This window comes from Chengkuizengella sp. SCS-71B (assembly GCF_040100845.1).
Taxonomy (GTDB): domain Bacteria; phylum Bacillota; class Bacilli; order Paenibacillales; family KCTC-33759; genus Chengkuizengella.
In genome coordinates this window covers 1,455,339-1,471,933 of the sequence record NZ_JAZHSH010000001.1, presented here as the reverse complement: position 1 = coordinate 1,471,933, position 16,595 = coordinate 1,455,339, and the positions used below count along the sequence as shown (strand labels likewise).

Genomic DNA, 16,595 nt, shown 5'->3' with positions numbered 1-16,595 from the left:
ATTAGCATATAATTTTTCTAATCTTTCTTATGAATAATAATATTAAGACAGTTAAATTAAAAAGCTATCCTAGTTTTATAGACTTAGATAGCTTTATTTCTGTAAGGATAACCAATTCAATTCTCAACTGATAATGATGTGGTCTGTGAGAAGCGTATCAGATTGTAGAATAACAACTTTTTACTTTCCAACCTTTTCAAAAGCTAGGTGTCCAGCTAAACCAGTCAACACACTACCCATGAACCAACGTTGAATCTTTTCCCATGTCGGACGTGTAGAAAGCCATGTAGCTATTTTACTAGCAGTTAGAACAATGAATAGATTAACTATAAAGCTAACTATAAGTTGGGTGAGACCAAGAGTAACACCTTGGAGAAATAATGAACCTTGTGCTGGATCTTGAAATTGAGGAAGTAAAGATACATATAAAATTGCAATTTTAGGATTTAGTAGATTAGTCATAAATCCCATTAGAAACAATTTTCTTCGAGGTTCTATAGTGAGAGTTTGCGGAGTTAGGATTGAAGTTTTTGAATGAAATGAATTCCAAGCAAGCCATAGTAAGTAAGCGACACCTGCCCATTTGACTAACTCATAAATAAAGGGAACTGCATTAAATAATGATGCAAGTCCAACCAATGTTGCAAGTAAATAAATCAAAAATCCAAGCATAACACCTAAAAGAGAGATGATTCCTGCAATACGTCCTTGAGTATAGAACGAGAAATAAGATAAATCATGTTAGGTCCTGGAGAACATACAATACCAAGTGAAACCAATGCAAAAGCTAACAAATTCGTGAAGCTAACCATAAAATTCCCCCTTTTAAATATCAATAGTTCAAAATATCTGTTTAATCATATATTAGGGGATTATAGTAGTCAATCTAAATAATAGTTATAAAGAAAGTGCTAATTTTAGAATAACGCTAATAATCCGTTTACAACTACTGTTATACCACTAGAATTTAAGAGTACTTCATCAACAGATTGTGGAAGGTCCATGATTAAAGATAACTTAAACCTCTACGAACTAGTATAATAAAAGATAGTTTTATAATCTTTAAATTCACCCCAACTTTCAACACCATGAAATTGAGGATAAACGGATTGGAAATAAATGCATATTGTTTTCTCATCTAATTGTGGATATATATCAAATAAATGACGATCACCATAACGTATAGCTTTCAATGCCAGTGGAAGTTCTCTTTTGAAAATCTCATACCTTACTTTCGACACTTCTTTATCGAATTCACCATTCGATACATATACGTAGGCATGAAAAGCTATACATTCATTTGATATATACCAATGCCCTAGCACTTCATCACGCATGTTAATATTAATTTTGTCTACTTGATAAGTTCGACCAATATCTAAAAAAAGTTCTCCTGTAAGATCTGAATGTGTTAATGTATAAAATCGAGGAAAAATCGGCATCGTTTCAGTGACACCTTTAAAAAAAGTAACTCTTAGCTTATTTGGATCAAAAGTGCTCATATATGCCATCCTTTCTATGGAGTAATTAGGGTTATTTTATTCATATCGCATTACATGGGTGATGTTTTTTAAGTGACCATTTAACGTATTCCGAAAGAATTCTCCATCCTCTAAGCACTAGCGTAGTTAGGAGATGAATTTCGGTTTTGTAATGCAAGGATGATATCTTGTATTCATAAAACATTTGCCTTTAATTCTGGAAAAGTGAAAGGAGAAAATGAGAATGAAGAAAATAAAAATTGGAGCAGTTCTATTAGCTACTGTTTTGACTTTTGGGGTGCTATTAGCTTGGATTGCTGATGTTTCTTCAAATTCCCTCATTTCAGAAACAGGTTTAAAAGATAATGAAAAATAACAGAAGAAGTAGATAAAATGAAAGAAAAATCGTTGAGCCAACTATGTAATATTGGAATTAAAGATGAACGGATATTAGCAATTATATGTAAAATGCTCAAAGCACCAATACAAGGGGAACGAATACCCACTAAAGGGACTCCTCAAGTTGGAATTTTATCTCCATTATTATCAAATGTGGTACTCAATGATCTAAATTGGTTGGTAGCCAATCAATGGGAGAGCATGAAAACACAATACTACAGATTTGAATTTTAAAATAAGAAATATGAGTAAGTTCCATTGATTTATTTTAGGGTATACTTTCTAAAATTGCTTGTCATGTATCAAAAACTTCAGGAAAAATACATCTAATTTTATCTTTTGTATATCCTGTATCAAACTTATATTTTTTAACTCTATCGACTGCTTAATTTTAACAACTCCTCCCCTACTAAACAAACTTAATAACATCAATTCTTCACTTAAGAAAATTAGTAATTGACAACCTTACATAACAAATTTATTCTATAATTATGTAGTGGTGTAATTATTTATTCAAAGGAAAGAAATATATTATAAAATTTTGTAGATGTCATTATTCAATCATAAAACTAAAAAGGAGGAAATGCTAGATTCTTTGACACCATTACTTTAATACATTACAGCTTAAAAAGGAGAAACAAGAATGAAAAAAATGAAAATCGTATCGATTCTATTAGCTACAATGTTGACTTTTGGGGTGTTATTAACTTCGATTGCTGATGTTTCTGCAAATTCCCTCATTTCAGAAACAGATTTAAATGATGCTAATGAAAAACAACAGAAGAAGTTAGATAAAATGAAAGAAAAATCATTGAAGGAAAAGGTCAAATTTGATGTGTCATGGGACGAAAAGAAAGGTATTCCTCGTTATATTTCTGGTAAACTCTCAGATGAAAATATGAATATCTCAAGTTTTCTAGAAGAGAACAAAGATTTATTCAATATAGTTGACGGAGATTTTGAAATTGTTTCCAGTGAATCTGATGAGCTTGGTATGACACATTATAAAACTCAGTTCACAGTGGATGGGATCCCTGTTTATGGAGCAGAAATAAGTGTACACACAGATGATCATGGTGTTATCACCTCCATCAATGGCCAAGTAGAACCTAAATTAGTCAATAAAAAATGGAGTAAAACGATTAAATTATCATCTTCAAAGGCTATAGAGGTAGCTGAAAATGAACTAAGTTTTACGCCAACAGAGGATACATATACAACGGAACCAGCCACTGATCTCTTTATATATCAACATGAAGGGATATGGATGCCTGTATATATTGTTGAGCTTCAATTTTTAGAACCGTACATTGGTCGTGAATTCTTCTTTATTGATGCAAAAAAAGGTGAAGTACTAAGGTCCTATAATCGAATTCAAGATGCGGCCGAGGTTGGAACGGGTACAGGACTTTCAGGCGAAGTTAGAGATATTAACACTTATTATAAGAAGAGAAAATACTTTTTACAGGATACAACAAGAGACGGGGTTATTGAAACATATGATGCTGGGGATAGATATCAAAGGGGATCTCTGGTTTCTGACAGGGACAATAACTTTGATTCCGAACGTCAAAGAGCAGCTGTAGATGCTCATCATTATGCAGGTGTTGCTTATGATTATTTTTTAAATGAACATAATCGAAATAGTTATGATAATAGAGGAAGCGATTTTATATCAAGTGTCCATGTTGGAGCTCCAGAAGGTGGATCATATATTAATGCTGCATGGGTGGGTACACAATGGATTTATGGAGATGGAGGTATAACTAGTAATGGTACAGAATATACTCCTTTTTCTGAATCTCTAGATGTAGTAGCCCACGAGGTCACACATGCCGTCACGGATTATTCAGCAAATCTAGTCTATGAATTTCAACCCGGTGCTTTAAATGAATCCTTCTCAGATGTTTTTGGAATCTTAATAGAAGCAAATTATAAAGGGTCACCAGATTGGTTATTAGGAGAAGAGATATATACTCCAGATATTGATGGAGATGCAATGAGATATATGGATAATCCTGCTCGTGATGGAAAACAGCCCGCTCATATGGATGATTTTGTACATCTTCCGAATACAAGAGAAGGGGATTGGGGAGGAGTACACATAAACAGCGGTATACCAAATAAAGCATTCTACAATATTGCAACAGAGATTGGTCTAGAAAAATCAGGAAAAATTTATTATCGTGCACTTACACAATATTTAACTTCTCAATCACAATTTATTGATGCGCGTAATGCTTTATTACAGTCGGCTGCAGATTTGTATGGGACCAATAGTACTGAATATAACGCAATTGCAAATGGTTATGCATCCGTAGGTATTATTGATTAAGATCAATCATAAAATAAATTTCTCCAGTTCATAAACGACAAGAATCTGTGATAAGGATACAATGATTCGAGAATTGACCTAATAACATTATCAGAAATAAAGTAATTATAAGGAATTTTTTTCCGTAGAATTAGACGGGAGGGAAATTCCTTATTCCCCCTTTTCGAGAAATTGGCAAAAAGATACATACTCTGTAAAATCTATCCTCATTCCTTTATGAATAAGAAATAAACCACACTCCGAAAGACAAAGTGTGGTTTTAATGTTTAGCTTCTTTTATATTAAATCATAAATTAAAGTCACTTTTTAATGTTGAAGTATAGTCAATGAGTTTTTGCCATTCTCCATTAGCAAAATCTAACATGACTCTACCAAAGAACGAGAAATCAGCCTCCTCAACTGCAGCTAAAACAGATATTATTCGCTCTTGAATAATATTTGACTCAATTATAATGATTTGGAATTCATCAAAATCTTGAGCTGAATTTGATAGTTGATTCCTCAATTCCACCATTCTTTTCTGAGAATTATATACATTTGTCTCAAGATTCAGAAGGTCCTTTTTTAAAATTTCAGCTGCTTCATTAAATAACTCTTGATTCCCAGAATCCACAGAGGAAAATAAAATATTTATCATAAATTTAAAATTATCGTCATACTCAATAACATTTTGAATTTGTTGAGATAATTCGTTATATGCTGGTGCAGCAACTTCTGCTGCATAAACATTCAGACTATTAGTTTGGAAAGATAGAATCGTTAATAATGCGAGAATAGCGATACCCATTTTTTTTAATTTCATAATACTTCTCCCTCTTCCTCAAAAGTTTATAATATAGAATCTTTTTAAAAATAAACATGACTTCGAAAAACAAAGTATGGTTTCAATGTCTAGCTGTTTTATTTTTAAATCATAAATTTAAATCACTTTTTAATGCTGAAAAATAGTCAATCCCTTTTTTCCATTCTTCATTAGCAGCCTCTAACATGAAGGGGACCCAGAATGAGAAATCAGAGGAAGTAGCATCCTCAACTGCAGCTAAAGCAGCTCTTATTCGATCTTGAATAAGATATGACTCATTTATAATGAATTGGAATTCATCTAAATCTTGAGCTGAATTTGATAGTTTATTCCTCAATTCCACCACTCTTTTCTGAGAATTATATACATTTGTCTCAAGATTCAGAAGGTCCTTCTTTAAAATTTCAGCTGCTTCATTAAATAACTCTTGATTCCCAGAATCCACAGAGGTAAATAAAATATTTATCATAAATTTAAAATTATCGTCATAATCCATAAGATTTTGAATTTGTTGAGATAATTCGTTATATGCTGGTGCAGTAACTTCTGCTGCATGAACATTCAGACTATTAGTTTGGAAAGATAAAATCGTTAATAATGCGAGAATAGCAATACCCATTTTTTTTAATTTCATAACACTTCTCCCTCTTCCTCAAAAGTTTATAATATAGAATCTTTTAAAAAATAAACATGAATAAGTATGCAACGTTTACTGACCGAATCGAAAACCAAGCAGAACTCGTAAACCTAAACCATAATTTTTTTCAAATCTTTCAACTATCACTCCTTACTGTTAAGATAAAATACATAAAATCAGACATTCTAATTAAACGGTTACATTTTTCCCACCCCCTTTAATTAATAATTTTACGAAAAACTCATTGAAACTAGTAACAACCTATTTTCTATATATTTTAAATGATGAAGTTTTATTATCCCCTACCTGAAGTAACCAAATGCTTAAATGTTCAACATTTTCAAAATTACCTTTATAATCTGGGTGTTCATACAGAGTAACACTATAACCCCCAATAACGAGTACGGAAGATAAAGTATCTCCAAGCATAGGAGCTCCTTTTACTCCGTTTCCATATAAATCTTGTGCAGCACAATCATTCATATAACGACAATCCGATGAAGTTCCAGCTACTTGTGGATATACTTGCCAATTTCCCGCTGCATAACTCTCCTCGAAGAACCACACACCTTCACCTTTAAATATACTAAATGATTCCGTTCTATTATTCATATTTTCAGATGATAAATTAGGACCTCCAAAATTCTCTTTAATGATAGCCCCTCCACCTGTAAAGTTATTAAGATCATATACAACTAATGCATAAGGACCAATCACTTTCACTGATGATAATTGGTTGTTATTCATAAAATTCCATCTACTATTATTATGGGTTACCCCAAGATTAGTGCTCATAAAAGTTAAACTACCACTAAAATCTTCTTCATTAAAGAAATAGATGCCTTCTTTCTGTGGTTCTATTAAAATGGAAGAGACCACGTTTGCTCCAACAACTTTTCCCCCAAAATTACGAACCTGAGTAAAACTGTCTTCAGTGAAAAAGGCTTGTCCAAATCCTCTGTAATTTGCATCTTGCCATAGTCTAACATATACATTTCCACGTACTAACATGGATGACAACTTGTTGTCAAAATCAGATTCTTGTAAATCAGACTTGCCCCAATAATTAAACTGCACAATACAGTCTCCCTGAAAGTCTGTTTCTGAAAATAGGAAAGCGGCTTCAGACAATGTCCAAATACTAGGTAGTCGGTAAGCATCTGATTTTAATAATTCACCATTCACATTCACTTCCTTAGACGCATATAAAGTTTGGTCAGGGTTGTTTACTTCTAAAATATCATACAATGCTGAAGATAGAGTGATTGTGGAGTCCGTCCCTTCAAACTTACCCAATTCTTTTCCTCCAGCTGCAGGGTTTCCATCATATAAGGTATAATAAATCTCCTCCCCAGCAGGGGTTGGTGATCCCCAAGGAATAGAGCAACCAAGAACCTGTCTTTTAAATGAATGATCCATTTTCTCTTGAATGGTTAGTGCTAATTCAAATGTATTATCCCAAGTACTCTTTATATCGTTTAAATTTGCAATCAACAAAGGAGAATCAACATCTACATCTTCTACAACAATCTCTAGCAATCTGTCAAACTTTAAAGATAATGAGAACCATTGATTTTCTAATCCACTAAAACCTTGATCTAAAAAAGTAACGGCACTATCTAAAAGATTTAGGATTTGCCCTAATTCTTCCAAGGCTTCCTCTATGTTTTTTTGAACAGCTGTATAATAATCATTTTGGAAATTTGGTTGGTCCACATCACGTAAATGTACCTTAAAATTATTAATGATACGATATTCATCTTCTATAGACACATTTCTTGAACTAAAGCTATCTTGTAGGTTACTTAATTCTGAAATAAATGAAGCTCTAACTCCAGGATCATCCATCCTTTCAGAATAATCGACTAATCGATCGTAAGCTAAATGCAAATCATCATCATATTCAATCGTATTGTTAATGATATTAAGAGCATCTGGGTAAATTTCATTTTTCCAGGACCTAGCGTGACTTGCTGCTGTATCCAAATGTGGGACAATACCAGAGATGTGTTGTATCCAACTTGGAAGACCTATATGAGTTATATACTCTATATAATCTAGCACAGGATCCGTGGTTGTAATGCCCTCAGATGATGAAGATATCTCATTATTGATTGCATATACCGAAATATTTGAACTGAATAATCCAAAACTGAACAGAATTGCAAATACAATGGATAATCCCTTTTTTGTAAATTTGTTCATTTGTTTCACCTTTCTTCAAATTAATGTTTTGTGTAATAAATCAACCTTCCCTAATCTTAAGCCATTACAAATGTTTAACTCATTTTTATTGGTTAAATACGTTTTCTAAATCTGAAAAAGTATCTTCAAGATCATCATCTTTAATTTTTACATTTGCATCATCAATTTTTTCTTTTAAGACTGTAACAAAATCTTCTGGTTTTATTTTAGAAATCATGAGTTGTTCTTTTATACCCTCTCTCATATCTTCAAATGGTTTCATCGCTTCTCGATCTGTAATTTTTATGATGAAAAACTAAATGATTTCTTAGATATGTCTTGGAATAATGGTTCAATATCAGGCTTAAAAGTAAAGTAATTTCACTGTGTTCATTTAAATCGTTAAATTATTATGGTAAAAAAATAATTGAGGGTTTCAAAATATTTAGGTTTTTACTAAACAAAGAAAGCGATGATAAAATGACTCTTTTCTATGTTTAAGCATTCAACTGACCAAATCGAAAACCAAGCAGAAAGTCAGTAAACCTAAACCGTAAAAAGCTTTTCATTTCTCACCCCCTTTAATTACTTATTTTGTTATAACTAACTAATTTGAGATCCACCGCTAACAGATGAGAATTAGATAGTTAGGATAGTACCATAATTTGTACTTTTTTTAATATTAATGCATGAATATTAGTTAGTTATAACTAATATTACTATAATTTGTATATTGATTCAATATATTTTTGAAAATATAGAAAATTTATACTGCAATAGTTTAATTGTTGGTCTTTAGTTTGTTGTAACTATGTAACTGGTTATTTATGTTAATTTTATTATAATAATATTAAACCTTAAAGTATGTAATATACATTACATTAATTTATAATGACAATTATATTCCTATTGAGGTTATACCTCTGTTTTCATAGTTGAAAAATTACTCAATGAAATCTATTAACACAACACGGATACTATTACAAATATTCTCGTTAAAGAATATCTAAACCCTCTGTTCTCCCCCAACTTAGTTGTTTATCATAACTGCAAGTATTTACTAAATATTGAGATTTGAGATTAATAAGTACGTCTTCAATTTACACAGTTCGTTTTATTTTTTGCTTTTTTACCATATATTGTTATATATATGTGATTATATTATATTAACATAATATAGATAAAAGTTTCTATTATTACCAAAAAAATAGTTCTAAATATTTATAAAATTAGGAACGTTTTGATAAGTCTAAATGTTAAAATCAGTGAATTCACCCCTTTTCTATTTCAGAAATTGATAAGAACTTTGTTGATACACATGACCAAAGTAAAGTAGGATTTGCTTTTTGTCATTTACTCATTTTGTAGCAGGTGAAGGCTAAGAATTGCAATCTCTTGTTCTTCAGGCTGATTTTTTTGGATTTCCCCTCCTTTTCCATAAAAAACAAAATCAACAGCAGAATTCCAGTTTTCCACTACGTTTAATGCCGATTGAACTTCTTGACGTATTTCTTCAAAGTGGAGATACTCACATAAAAAAGACGTTTTCACAGCTCTCCCTAGTTCCTGCAATGCTTTATAGGTAGGATGGAGGTATTTCTAGCGAATTGCTTTAAGATCGAATCCGTATCTGCAACTCTTAATCTTAAGGCGGTGGCATACTTGACCATTTCATCATATTGTTGGCGACTTAAGATCCCAGAAATCGACAAAGTCCATGGTCTAGCATCGTTAACTTTTCATGCATTTCGTTCTGTAGCTCCGCAATCTTTTCATCTACATTTAAAGGAAGCTTAAGAAAAGCATAATGTTCCTCTCGATGCTTCGAAAAATCGGATGGCAAGTGTTCGTCTGGGTTTCGATAACGATTTAGAACGAAAATCTAATGTTTTTAGTAATTCTGTTACTACTGATCGATAGGAACTACTATATGAAGTTCGTATTTTCCAATAGACTTTTTCTTGATAAACAGAATTCTTATACTTCAATTCCTTAATAATGCTTTCTAACGTGTTTTTATCTACTAATAAAAATAATATATCTTTAACGATCCCATCAGGATTTTCTAATGCAGCTTTTAATAAAAATATCAGAATGTCATTTTTGCCGTGCACTTTTTTTACTTCCATAATCAGTTCTTTCTTTGACCTTTTTCTCTGCGTAGCCATCAATCTTGTGGATGAGCGTGATTAAGATTTCAATTAAACTATCAGTGATCTCCTTTATTCTGCATGAAAAAAGAGCTGCCAGTAACGTATGGCAGGTTGGTGTCGACGCAACTCTCTTTTTTCTTCAGATACAGCTCTCAATCTATACTTTCTTAACACATTGGGTGGGATGGAGCTGAATAGATGATTCGGAAGTTCTAACCTATGTAGTGTTTTCCACTTATTAATTTCCAAATACAAGTATCTTTACTCACTCTTCCTGGACCAAGTGTAATCTTTCGAAAAGTGATTTTCCCTTTTTCTTCATTCTCTTCTCCTGTTTCTTCGTTTTCCATATCCATCCATGATTCCATTTCTTCCATATAACCATTCCGTTATCTCTTTCTCGTCTTGGAGTGTCCCTTCATTAAAGTCATACAGTTTCCGAATTTCATTCCGATGATTTGTAAGGGTTTTTGAACTCCAAGGCTACTGATCAAACATTTCGACAGGCTTCACTAATAATATCCCTCTCTAATTCTGCAATACTAGCCATTGTGTGGAAAAAGAATTTCCCCATAGCTGTTGAAGTGTCAATGCTATCTTGTATGGATACAAAATCCACACCAAGTTCGCCAAATTGCTCACTTAATTCAATTAGATGTTTTGTTGACCGAGAAATTCGATCCAACTTAAAAACCACAACCCGATCACCTTGTCGTAATACTTTTAAAAGTTCCTGTAGCTCTGGACGAATCTTTCCTAGATCCCGTCATTTTCTGCTGGTATATTTTTTCTACACCGAACTTCTAAATTCTGTTCATACGTGCTGACTCTCGAATATCCAAAAATAATTTTATTTTCTCTCCTAGATTTTAATAATCTTATACTATAATTGCACCAAAAAGGAATATGTTAGTATATAAAAGAGTGTAAAATAAAAAAATGAGTGAAATGGCGCATTTCTTTAATGTGCCTTTATTTATGATTTGGGTCATATAGTTTAACAAACAAATATTTTTGATTTAACAGGTAAAACTCCCCTCACTTTGATGAAGTGAGAGGATTTATATCTAGAAAATTAATGTAGTTCGACGATAAATTTCTCCCATGAGCCGAGACTGGATCTATTCGCATGCGCTTCACCATCGTCTTCTCCTACGACATACTTACCATGTACACTTTTTAAAGAAATTTGATCGCCGCCAACTAAACATCCCGTACTATTGGTATGGTTGATAAGCGTGAATTTTTCCCATGAGTTAGGTTGAGACGCTCTGGCATCAAGGTCACCATTGTCTGTTGCCCGGAGATAATAGCCTGCTCCTGTTTCAATATTTACTATGTCACCGTTAAGAATACAACTACTTCCATCTGGGCTATCGACAACTTTAATATTGAACTTCTCCCATAAATATACGTTTCCACGATTTGCATTAACTTTGTCGTTACCATCGTTTTCTGCTACTAAATATTTACCATGTGCAGATAGGAAGGCAACATTCAATAAGGAAGTTGCTGGTTCACCAAATGCATTCGTCCAATCGCTATTTTCATTAGGTCCAGAGGGTCCACTATTTAAGACGCACAACTCAAAAATATTACAATCTAGTTCTAAATTTCCCCAAAGGTGAACACCACCGGCTAGAGGATCAGAAGGATCTTTTCCGGGTTCAGTCCACGTATTGTCAGAGCTTAACCACGCCGGCCACGATGTATTTGACAATCCTTCTTGTAAGTCAAAATCATAGGCTTCTACAGCATTCCATGTATCCCATGCGGTACCTTGGCTTGTCTCATCCACTAATTCATCAATAAATAGGTCATGATACACATGAGTGCCTGGATCTTTCCAAGTTCCATGCGAGCCCTTGGCCGAATAAGTTACGATGTGTGTATCGTCTACAGTTTTAAAATCATTCCAGCTGTACTTTTTGTTTGATGAATGATAATTTAATTGTACTTGCTTAGGTTCTCCATTTATGAGTCGAATTTGCATGCCTTCCCAGTCACCAACATGATGACCGTATTCTGGGAGCAGGGGGCCGATGAGCCAATCAATATTAGAGGGTAGTTTCCCGCGGTTGTACGGATACCAGATATAGTATTTGATATCGATCGTATTGGGTCCTGCTTCACGCCATCCAGCATAAATACGGGCAGAATCAAGATTTCCACTAAAGAAGTCGAGCACATCCTCAGCATCATTCAGTTCTTCGATTGTTTTCAAAGAATACTCATTACTTCCAGATGGTTTATAGCGCTCCATATATTGCGCTGACCACTCTACTGAAGAGGGGAAAAATTCTTCATCATTATGAAACCAGATACGAGGTGCATATTTCGTAATTAGTGCAAGTTTTTCTTCGACCGAAAACGTTTTTGTACTTTGTTCGATTGCGCCTACATCGTTGGGAAGTCCAAATCCTAGTACAAGTAGTCCACTTAAGATAAAAAGCAACATTTTCTTCATTACATCTACTCCTTTTGAATAATAAAAATAATGATTACCTAATTAATCATCTGTTACGTTGATAAATTAGATTTTTAACACTTTCATTATATCATTAAATTGTAATATATTAGTTTATATTGTAATAATTTCAATAAATATGTAAGTAATCTCAAGAACTTAAACATAAAGATACTATTATTTTAAAAAGAGAGAGTAATAGGTATGCAAAATGTAGTTATAGATTTAAAAATTCTGATTGGGGAAATCCACTTCATGTATTTGTAAAAGTAACTTTTTTACAAGAACTAAGTATTCCATTTCAATTAATTAGTTGAAGGATATTTTGATAATAATGCTGGGAAGGTTATCTTTTCATCAGTTAAAAGAGGTTTTTTTTGAAAATTAAGAGATTGTAAAGAAGTTCAAAATTTTTAAATATTAAAGTAGCGACTTTCTAATTCTGCTATACTTGCCATTGTACGAATAAAGAACGTTAAAAGAACTACAAATTAATAAGAAACTAGTTTGTAATTATTGTAAACGATGGTGAAAGATCAAGAATCATTTACAGCCCTTTTTTAAACTATGATTAGGAGGTAGTTGACGTGGAAAAAGAAATCGCTCAACTGTCTGATCATTCCTATGGATTTAGAATTGTAAGGGAGGGATTATTATGGGAGCAGTTATTGTATTAGTGTTATTTATATTACTTGTAATAATCTTAATTTCATCAGTTAGAAAATATAACGGTATTTTTGAAGATGGATTTCCAGGCAGGGTTCTTTAATATTAAGGAGGGTGGAGAGAAACTTATATGTTTGAAATGGTATTATAGCACATTTTCAAACAAATATGTTACCTGTCTATACCAAATGAAGCTACAGAACATAGAATATATTAGCAGCCTACTAATGTGCACTCATAAAATCCCTCAACGGAAAACCTCACTATTTTGTAGTGGGGTTTTAATCTATGAAAAATGTGTACTTACCCTAGGATACACGTCCAATCAAAATAGATTTTCCTTTCATAGTATATATTACATCATTTAGAGAGGAGGGATTAACATGAGTGGACATAGTTCTGCTACTGGAGCAGGAATTGTTTTAGTACTATTCATTCTTTTAGTTATTATTTTAATTAGTTCTGGGAGAAGTTCATCATACGATTTAATAGATATAAACATGTTGAAGGGTAGAGCACAAGGTATAATCTAGAAGAGAGTTAAGTAACACAAGAAAAGAGAACGCTGGACAAGTCCCTCAGTGAGTTATATGTTTGAAATAATAGCACATTTTCAAACAATCAAGTCACTTGTCTATACCAAAATGAAGGGTTTAAACATAGAATATAAGGTAGAACTATTGTGCACTCATAAAATCCCTCAACGGAAAACCTCACTATTTATAGTGGGGTTTTAATCTATGAAAAATGAGAACTTATCCTAGGATACACGTCCAATCAAAATAGATTATCCTTTCATAGTATATAGTACATCATATATAGATAGGAGGGATGATTCTATGACATCTAAAAAAGGATTTAATAGTTTAGCTGCCATTGTTCTAGTACTCTTTATTCTTCTTGTTATCATTTTAATGAGTTCTAGAGGACGTTTAAGATATGGCTCAGGGGGTTCATTAAGCTCATTAAGTAGAGAAGAGTTGCTTGCATTGCAAGCAGAATTGATAGCAGAGATTGAGGCACTTAGGGGAGTATCAGAATTGGAAACCCCAGAAGGGCTAATTGAAAGAATTCAACAGTTAAATTTAATTAATGAGTTGTTGTGATTAGGTTCAAGGATTCAACAATTATATACAGTACTAAAGTGTTTATTTATTATTAAATTTTAGAAGCCCTGCCTATTTAAAGCAGGGTTCTTTAATGTTAAGGAGGGTGGGGGAGATTGGAATTAAATATCATTCAATATTTTTTAACACAGGGACCCTTTGCGGTCCTTTTTGTATAGTTGCTTATTTATACCTTTTTAGGGGGTGGGGAGATTGGAAGAAATTATGAGACAAGTCAATCGTTTGGATACTGAACAAGTAGAAATGAAACGTCGTCTTGATAAATTGGAAATTAATGATGAAAGACTTGAGGAAGATATAAGGCAATTATACGCACATCAAGAAGGAACAAAAGCTTATGTAAATCAGATCCTGCAGAAGTTAGATAGTTTAGAAACAAAATTATTCAATGCTTTATCAAACACCACAGCAAACAATCTTAAAGAACGTCAAGGCTGGATGGAGCTTTTTAAATATGTGATCACTGCCACGATTGGTGCGGTGATCTTCTATTTATTTCAGTGAATTTAGAAAGGAAGTGAAGCACTTTGACCTTCAAACAGAAATATCCAATAACTAAAAAACACCTCACTAAAGGCACAAAAAGACGATCAGGAATCAAGATGCCAATAGTAGGTTTCATTGTTGCTCACGACACAGGGAATGATGGATCAACAGTTCTACAAAACATTACCTATTACGAAAACTCAAACAATGATATGAGTGCATCCGCTCATATTTTTGTTGATGACACAGGAATTTTTGAGTGTATTCCTTTGCTTACAGATACACCAGAAAAGGCATGGCATGTTCTATATCAAAAACCTTTAGATAATCAGATATTTGGTGATGATGCGAATGATATAGCAGCAGGTGTTGAGCTTTGTTTTTCTCATAAGAGAGGCAGTATTAATAATGAAGAAGCTTATAAAAGGTATATATGGGTAATTGCTTATATCTGTTTTAAGTTTGGATTAGATCCTGCAAAAGCAATCATAGGTCATCATATCCTTGATCCACAACGTAAAACAGATCCACAAAACGCACTATCAAAAATGGGTAAATCTTATGACCAGTTATTACAAGATGTAGTTAAGGAATATTATGATTGTTTATCTAAGGAGGAATATTTTGTATTTCATGGGCAGAAGAAGTGTGATTCATCCATTTATAGTATGCAGATCGTGCAACACAGCAATTTTCATTAATCGATAAATCCGCTTATGATTGAATTTCTGTCCAAATTTCCGATTCATGTTCAACAACATACGACGGTAACCATAGATACCCTTAACTTTTCCATCGAAAGACTGCCCCATCCATTCGGGGTAACTCTATTGTGACTAGCGTAAATGGCAACGTCCGGGTTAGAAAGCTCATAAGACAATGTGGAAGTTCGAGTAGCCTAAGACTGGGACAACTGCTAGAGTTAGAATGCTATGGAGAACGTAAAGTGAATCACTGAAGGAATCGTTACGCTGGAGAAAGCGAAATAGGCTGAAACGCTTTGACCAAAAGGTAAGGAGTCAAGCAAAGGCAACTTGATAAACCAATGCGAATGGAATAAAGCACTTCCGGTTTAAAGGTGGCTCCTAAGGCATTCACAATTATATATTACGTGGAACTTGGTAAACCCTATATGTTCCTCATTGACGAGGTATCCAACCGTAAGGGGACGAAACGACATAGAGGGCAGAAGAAAAGGATAAAAAGCGAAAGCTGATTTTGTAATGAAACCAGATAGGGGTTCAAACTTTGCCCCAACCTGAAAGGGTGCAGACTTATCCACGGTTTTTCTTGACAAGAAAGGACAGTAAACCTATGAATTCTAGTAACTCAACGACGGATAAAACCGAGTGGCTAAAAGACACAAGAACACCTACTATTCAATGAGATTCTATAGATTGGATACAAGTCGAAAAAGATGTTAATATTGCTAAATCAACAGGAGATGGAAACAAGAACAAAACCATAAGTCTACAGAAGAACTTTCAGATGTTGCGGAAAAGATGGAAGAAAAAATAGAAGAATTAAACCAAACCATAGAAGCTAGTGCGGACGTAATATTTCCAAAGGGATTTTTATAAGAAAAGGTTCTGATCATTAAAAACCAATGATTAGAACCTTTTCTCCATTAATTTAGACTAGTTTTGTCCCAGCCTCTTTCCGTAGAGAAGAAATATATGAGCTAATCGATAGGTAATTTAATTATTTTTTTATTATACAAAAGTTGCAGCTGCTAAAATGATAACTAAGAGTATGAATAGTACTAAGACACTCACAGCTCCACTATCAGAACGTCTACCATAACAACTCATAACAATTTACCCCCTAAACTATTGAGATAATATATATTTATGTTTAG

Annotated in this window: 14 protein-coding genes and 5 pseudogenes; 7 read left to right on the top strand and 12 right to left on the bottom strand. The window is 33.2% G+C overall.

The features are described 5' to 3' along the window. Nucleotides 1-180: 180 nt before the first annotated feature. Both VQL36_RS07205 and VQL36_RS07200 read right to left on the bottom strand, forming a co-directional pair. A pseudogene (locus VQL36_RS07205) lies at nt 181-812 on the bottom strand (LysE family translocator). Between the two features lie 213 nt (nt 813-1,025). Then, entirely contained in the window at nt 1,026-1,502 is a 477-nt protein-coding gene (locus VQL36_RS07200) for a staygreen family protein (protein ID WP_349248652.1), read from the bottom strand. A gap of 223 nt (nt 1,503-1,725) precedes the next feature. On the opposite strand from VQL36_RS07200, the gene VQL36_RS07195 reads away from it, so the two are divergent. The 3 genes and pseudogenes from VQL36_RS07195 to VQL36_RS07185 all read left to right on the top strand — a co-directional run bounded on the left by VQL36_RS07195 (nt 1,726) and on the right by VQL36_RS07185 (nt 4,215). Beyond that, complete coding sequence (locus tag VQL36_RS07195) at nt 1,726-1,857, top strand: hypothetical protein (protein WP_349248651.1); 132 nt, start codon at nt 1,726-1,728, stop codon at nt 1,855-1,857. A 26-nt stretch (nt 1,858-1,883) separates the two neighbouring features. Further along, nucleotides 1,884-2,087 (top strand): annotated as a pseudogene (locus VQL36_RS07190) (group II intron reverse transcriptase/maturase); the annotation flags it as partial. 436 nt (nt 2,088-2,523) lie between these two features. Further along, the gene (locus tag VQL36_RS07185) at nt 2,524-4,215 is read left to right on the top strand and encodes a M4 family metallopeptidase (protein ID WP_349248650.1); all 1,692 of its coding nucleotides are present in this window, start codon (nt 2,524-2,526) and stop codon (nt 4,213-4,215) included. 286 nt (nt 4,216-4,501) lie between these two features. Here the strand turns inward: VQL36_RS07185 and VQL36_RS07180 are convergent, their stop codons facing one another. The 9 genes and pseudogenes from VQL36_RS07180 to VQL36_RS07140 all read right to left on the bottom strand — a co-directional run bounded on the left by VQL36_RS07180 (nt 4,502) and on the right by VQL36_RS07140 (nt 12,449). Then, nucleotides 4,502-5,017 carry a hypothetical protein gene (locus VQL36_RS07180; protein ID WP_349248649.1) on the bottom strand — a complete coding sequence of 172 codons (516 nt, stop codon included), beginning with the start codon at nt 5,015-5,017 and terminating at the stop codon, nt 4,502-4,504. A gap of 109 nt (nt 5,018-5,126) precedes the next feature. Next, entirely contained in the window at nt 5,127-5,651 is a 525-nt protein-coding gene (locus VQL36_RS07175; RefSeq protein WP_349248648.1) for a hypothetical protein, read from the bottom strand. 264 nt (nt 5,652-5,915) lie between these two features. Beyond that, the gene (locus tag VQL36_RS07170) at nt 5,916-7,859 is read right to left on the bottom strand and encodes an HBL/NHE enterotoxin family protein (RefSeq protein WP_349248647.1); all 1,944 of its coding nucleotides are present in this window, start codon (nt 7,857-7,859) and stop codon (nt 5,916-5,918) included. 85 nt (nt 7,860-7,944) lie between these two features. Continuing rightward, nucleotides 7,945-8,121 carry a hypothetical protein gene (locus VQL36_RS07165; RefSeq protein ID WP_349248646.1) on the bottom strand — a complete coding sequence of 59 codons (177 nt, stop codon included), beginning with the start codon at nt 8,119-8,121 and terminating at the stop codon, nt 7,945-7,947. A 1,079-nt stretch (nt 8,122-9,200) separates the two neighbouring features. Next, a pseudogene (locus tag VQL36_RS21150) lies at nt 9,201-9,571 on the bottom strand (Tn3 family transposase); the annotation flags it as partial. Nucleotides 9,572-9,631: 60 nt separating this feature from the next. Beyond that, entirely contained in the window at nt 9,632-9,967 is a 336-nt protein-coding gene (locus VQL36_RS07155; RefSeq protein ID WP_349248644.1) for a hypothetical protein, read from the bottom strand. A gap of 236 nt (nt 9,968-10,203) precedes the next feature. Further along, on the bottom strand, nt 10,204-10,368 hold the full coding sequence (locus tag VQL36_RS07150) for a hypothetical protein (protein ID WP_349248643.1): 165 nt from the start codon (nt 10,366-10,368) through the stop codon (nt 10,204-10,206). A gap of 119 nt (nt 10,369-10,487) precedes the next feature. Next, nucleotides 10,488-10,840: pseudogene (locus tag VQL36_RS07145) on the bottom strand (recombinase family protein); the annotation flags it as partial. 226 nt (nt 10,841-11,066) lie between these two features. Further along, nucleotides 11,067-12,449 (bottom strand): Vps62-related protein, encoded by a 1,383-nt coding sequence (locus tag VQL36_RS07140; RefSeq protein ID WP_349251142.1) that lies wholly within the window; start codon nt 12,447-12,449, stop codon nt 11,067-11,069. A gap of 1,058 nt (nt 12,450-13,507) precedes the next feature. Here VQL36_RS07140 and VQL36_RS07135 point away from each other — a divergent pair. The 4 genes from VQL36_RS07135 (at nt 13,508) to VQL36_RS07120 (ending at nt 15,438) form a co-directional block, all read left to right on the top strand. Further along, a complete protein-coding gene (locus tag VQL36_RS07135; protein WP_349248642.1) occupies nt 13,508-13,657 on the top strand; it encodes a hypothetical protein in 150 nt (49 codons plus the stop codon). 306 nt (nt 13,658-13,963) lie between these two features. Beyond that, a complete protein-coding gene (locus tag VQL36_RS07130) occupies nt 13,964-14,230 on the top strand; it encodes a hypothetical protein (RefSeq protein WP_349248641.1) in 267 nt (88 codons plus the stop codon). Between the two features lie 213 nt (nt 14,231-14,443). After that, nucleotides 14,444-14,755 (top strand): hypothetical protein, encoded by a 312-nt coding sequence (locus VQL36_RS07125; RefSeq protein ID WP_349248640.1) that lies wholly within the window; start codon nt 14,444-14,446, stop codon nt 14,753-14,755. A gap of 23 nt (nt 14,756-14,778) precedes the next feature. Continuing rightward, nucleotides 14,779-15,438: a peptidoglycan recognition family protein gene (locus VQL36_RS07120; protein WP_349248639.1), complete on the top strand. Its 660-nt coding sequence runs from the start codon at nt 14,779-14,781 to the stop codon at nt 15,436-15,438. On the opposite strand, the pseudogene VQL36_RS21145 reads toward VQL36_RS07120, so the two are convergent. Further along, nucleotides 15,427-15,522 (bottom strand): annotated as a pseudogene (locus VQL36_RS21145) (IS3 family transposase); the annotation flags it as partial. The gene VQL36_RS07120 and the pseudogene VQL36_RS21145 overlap by 12 nt on opposite strands. Between the last annotated feature and the right edge of the window lie 1,073 nt (nt 15,523-16,595).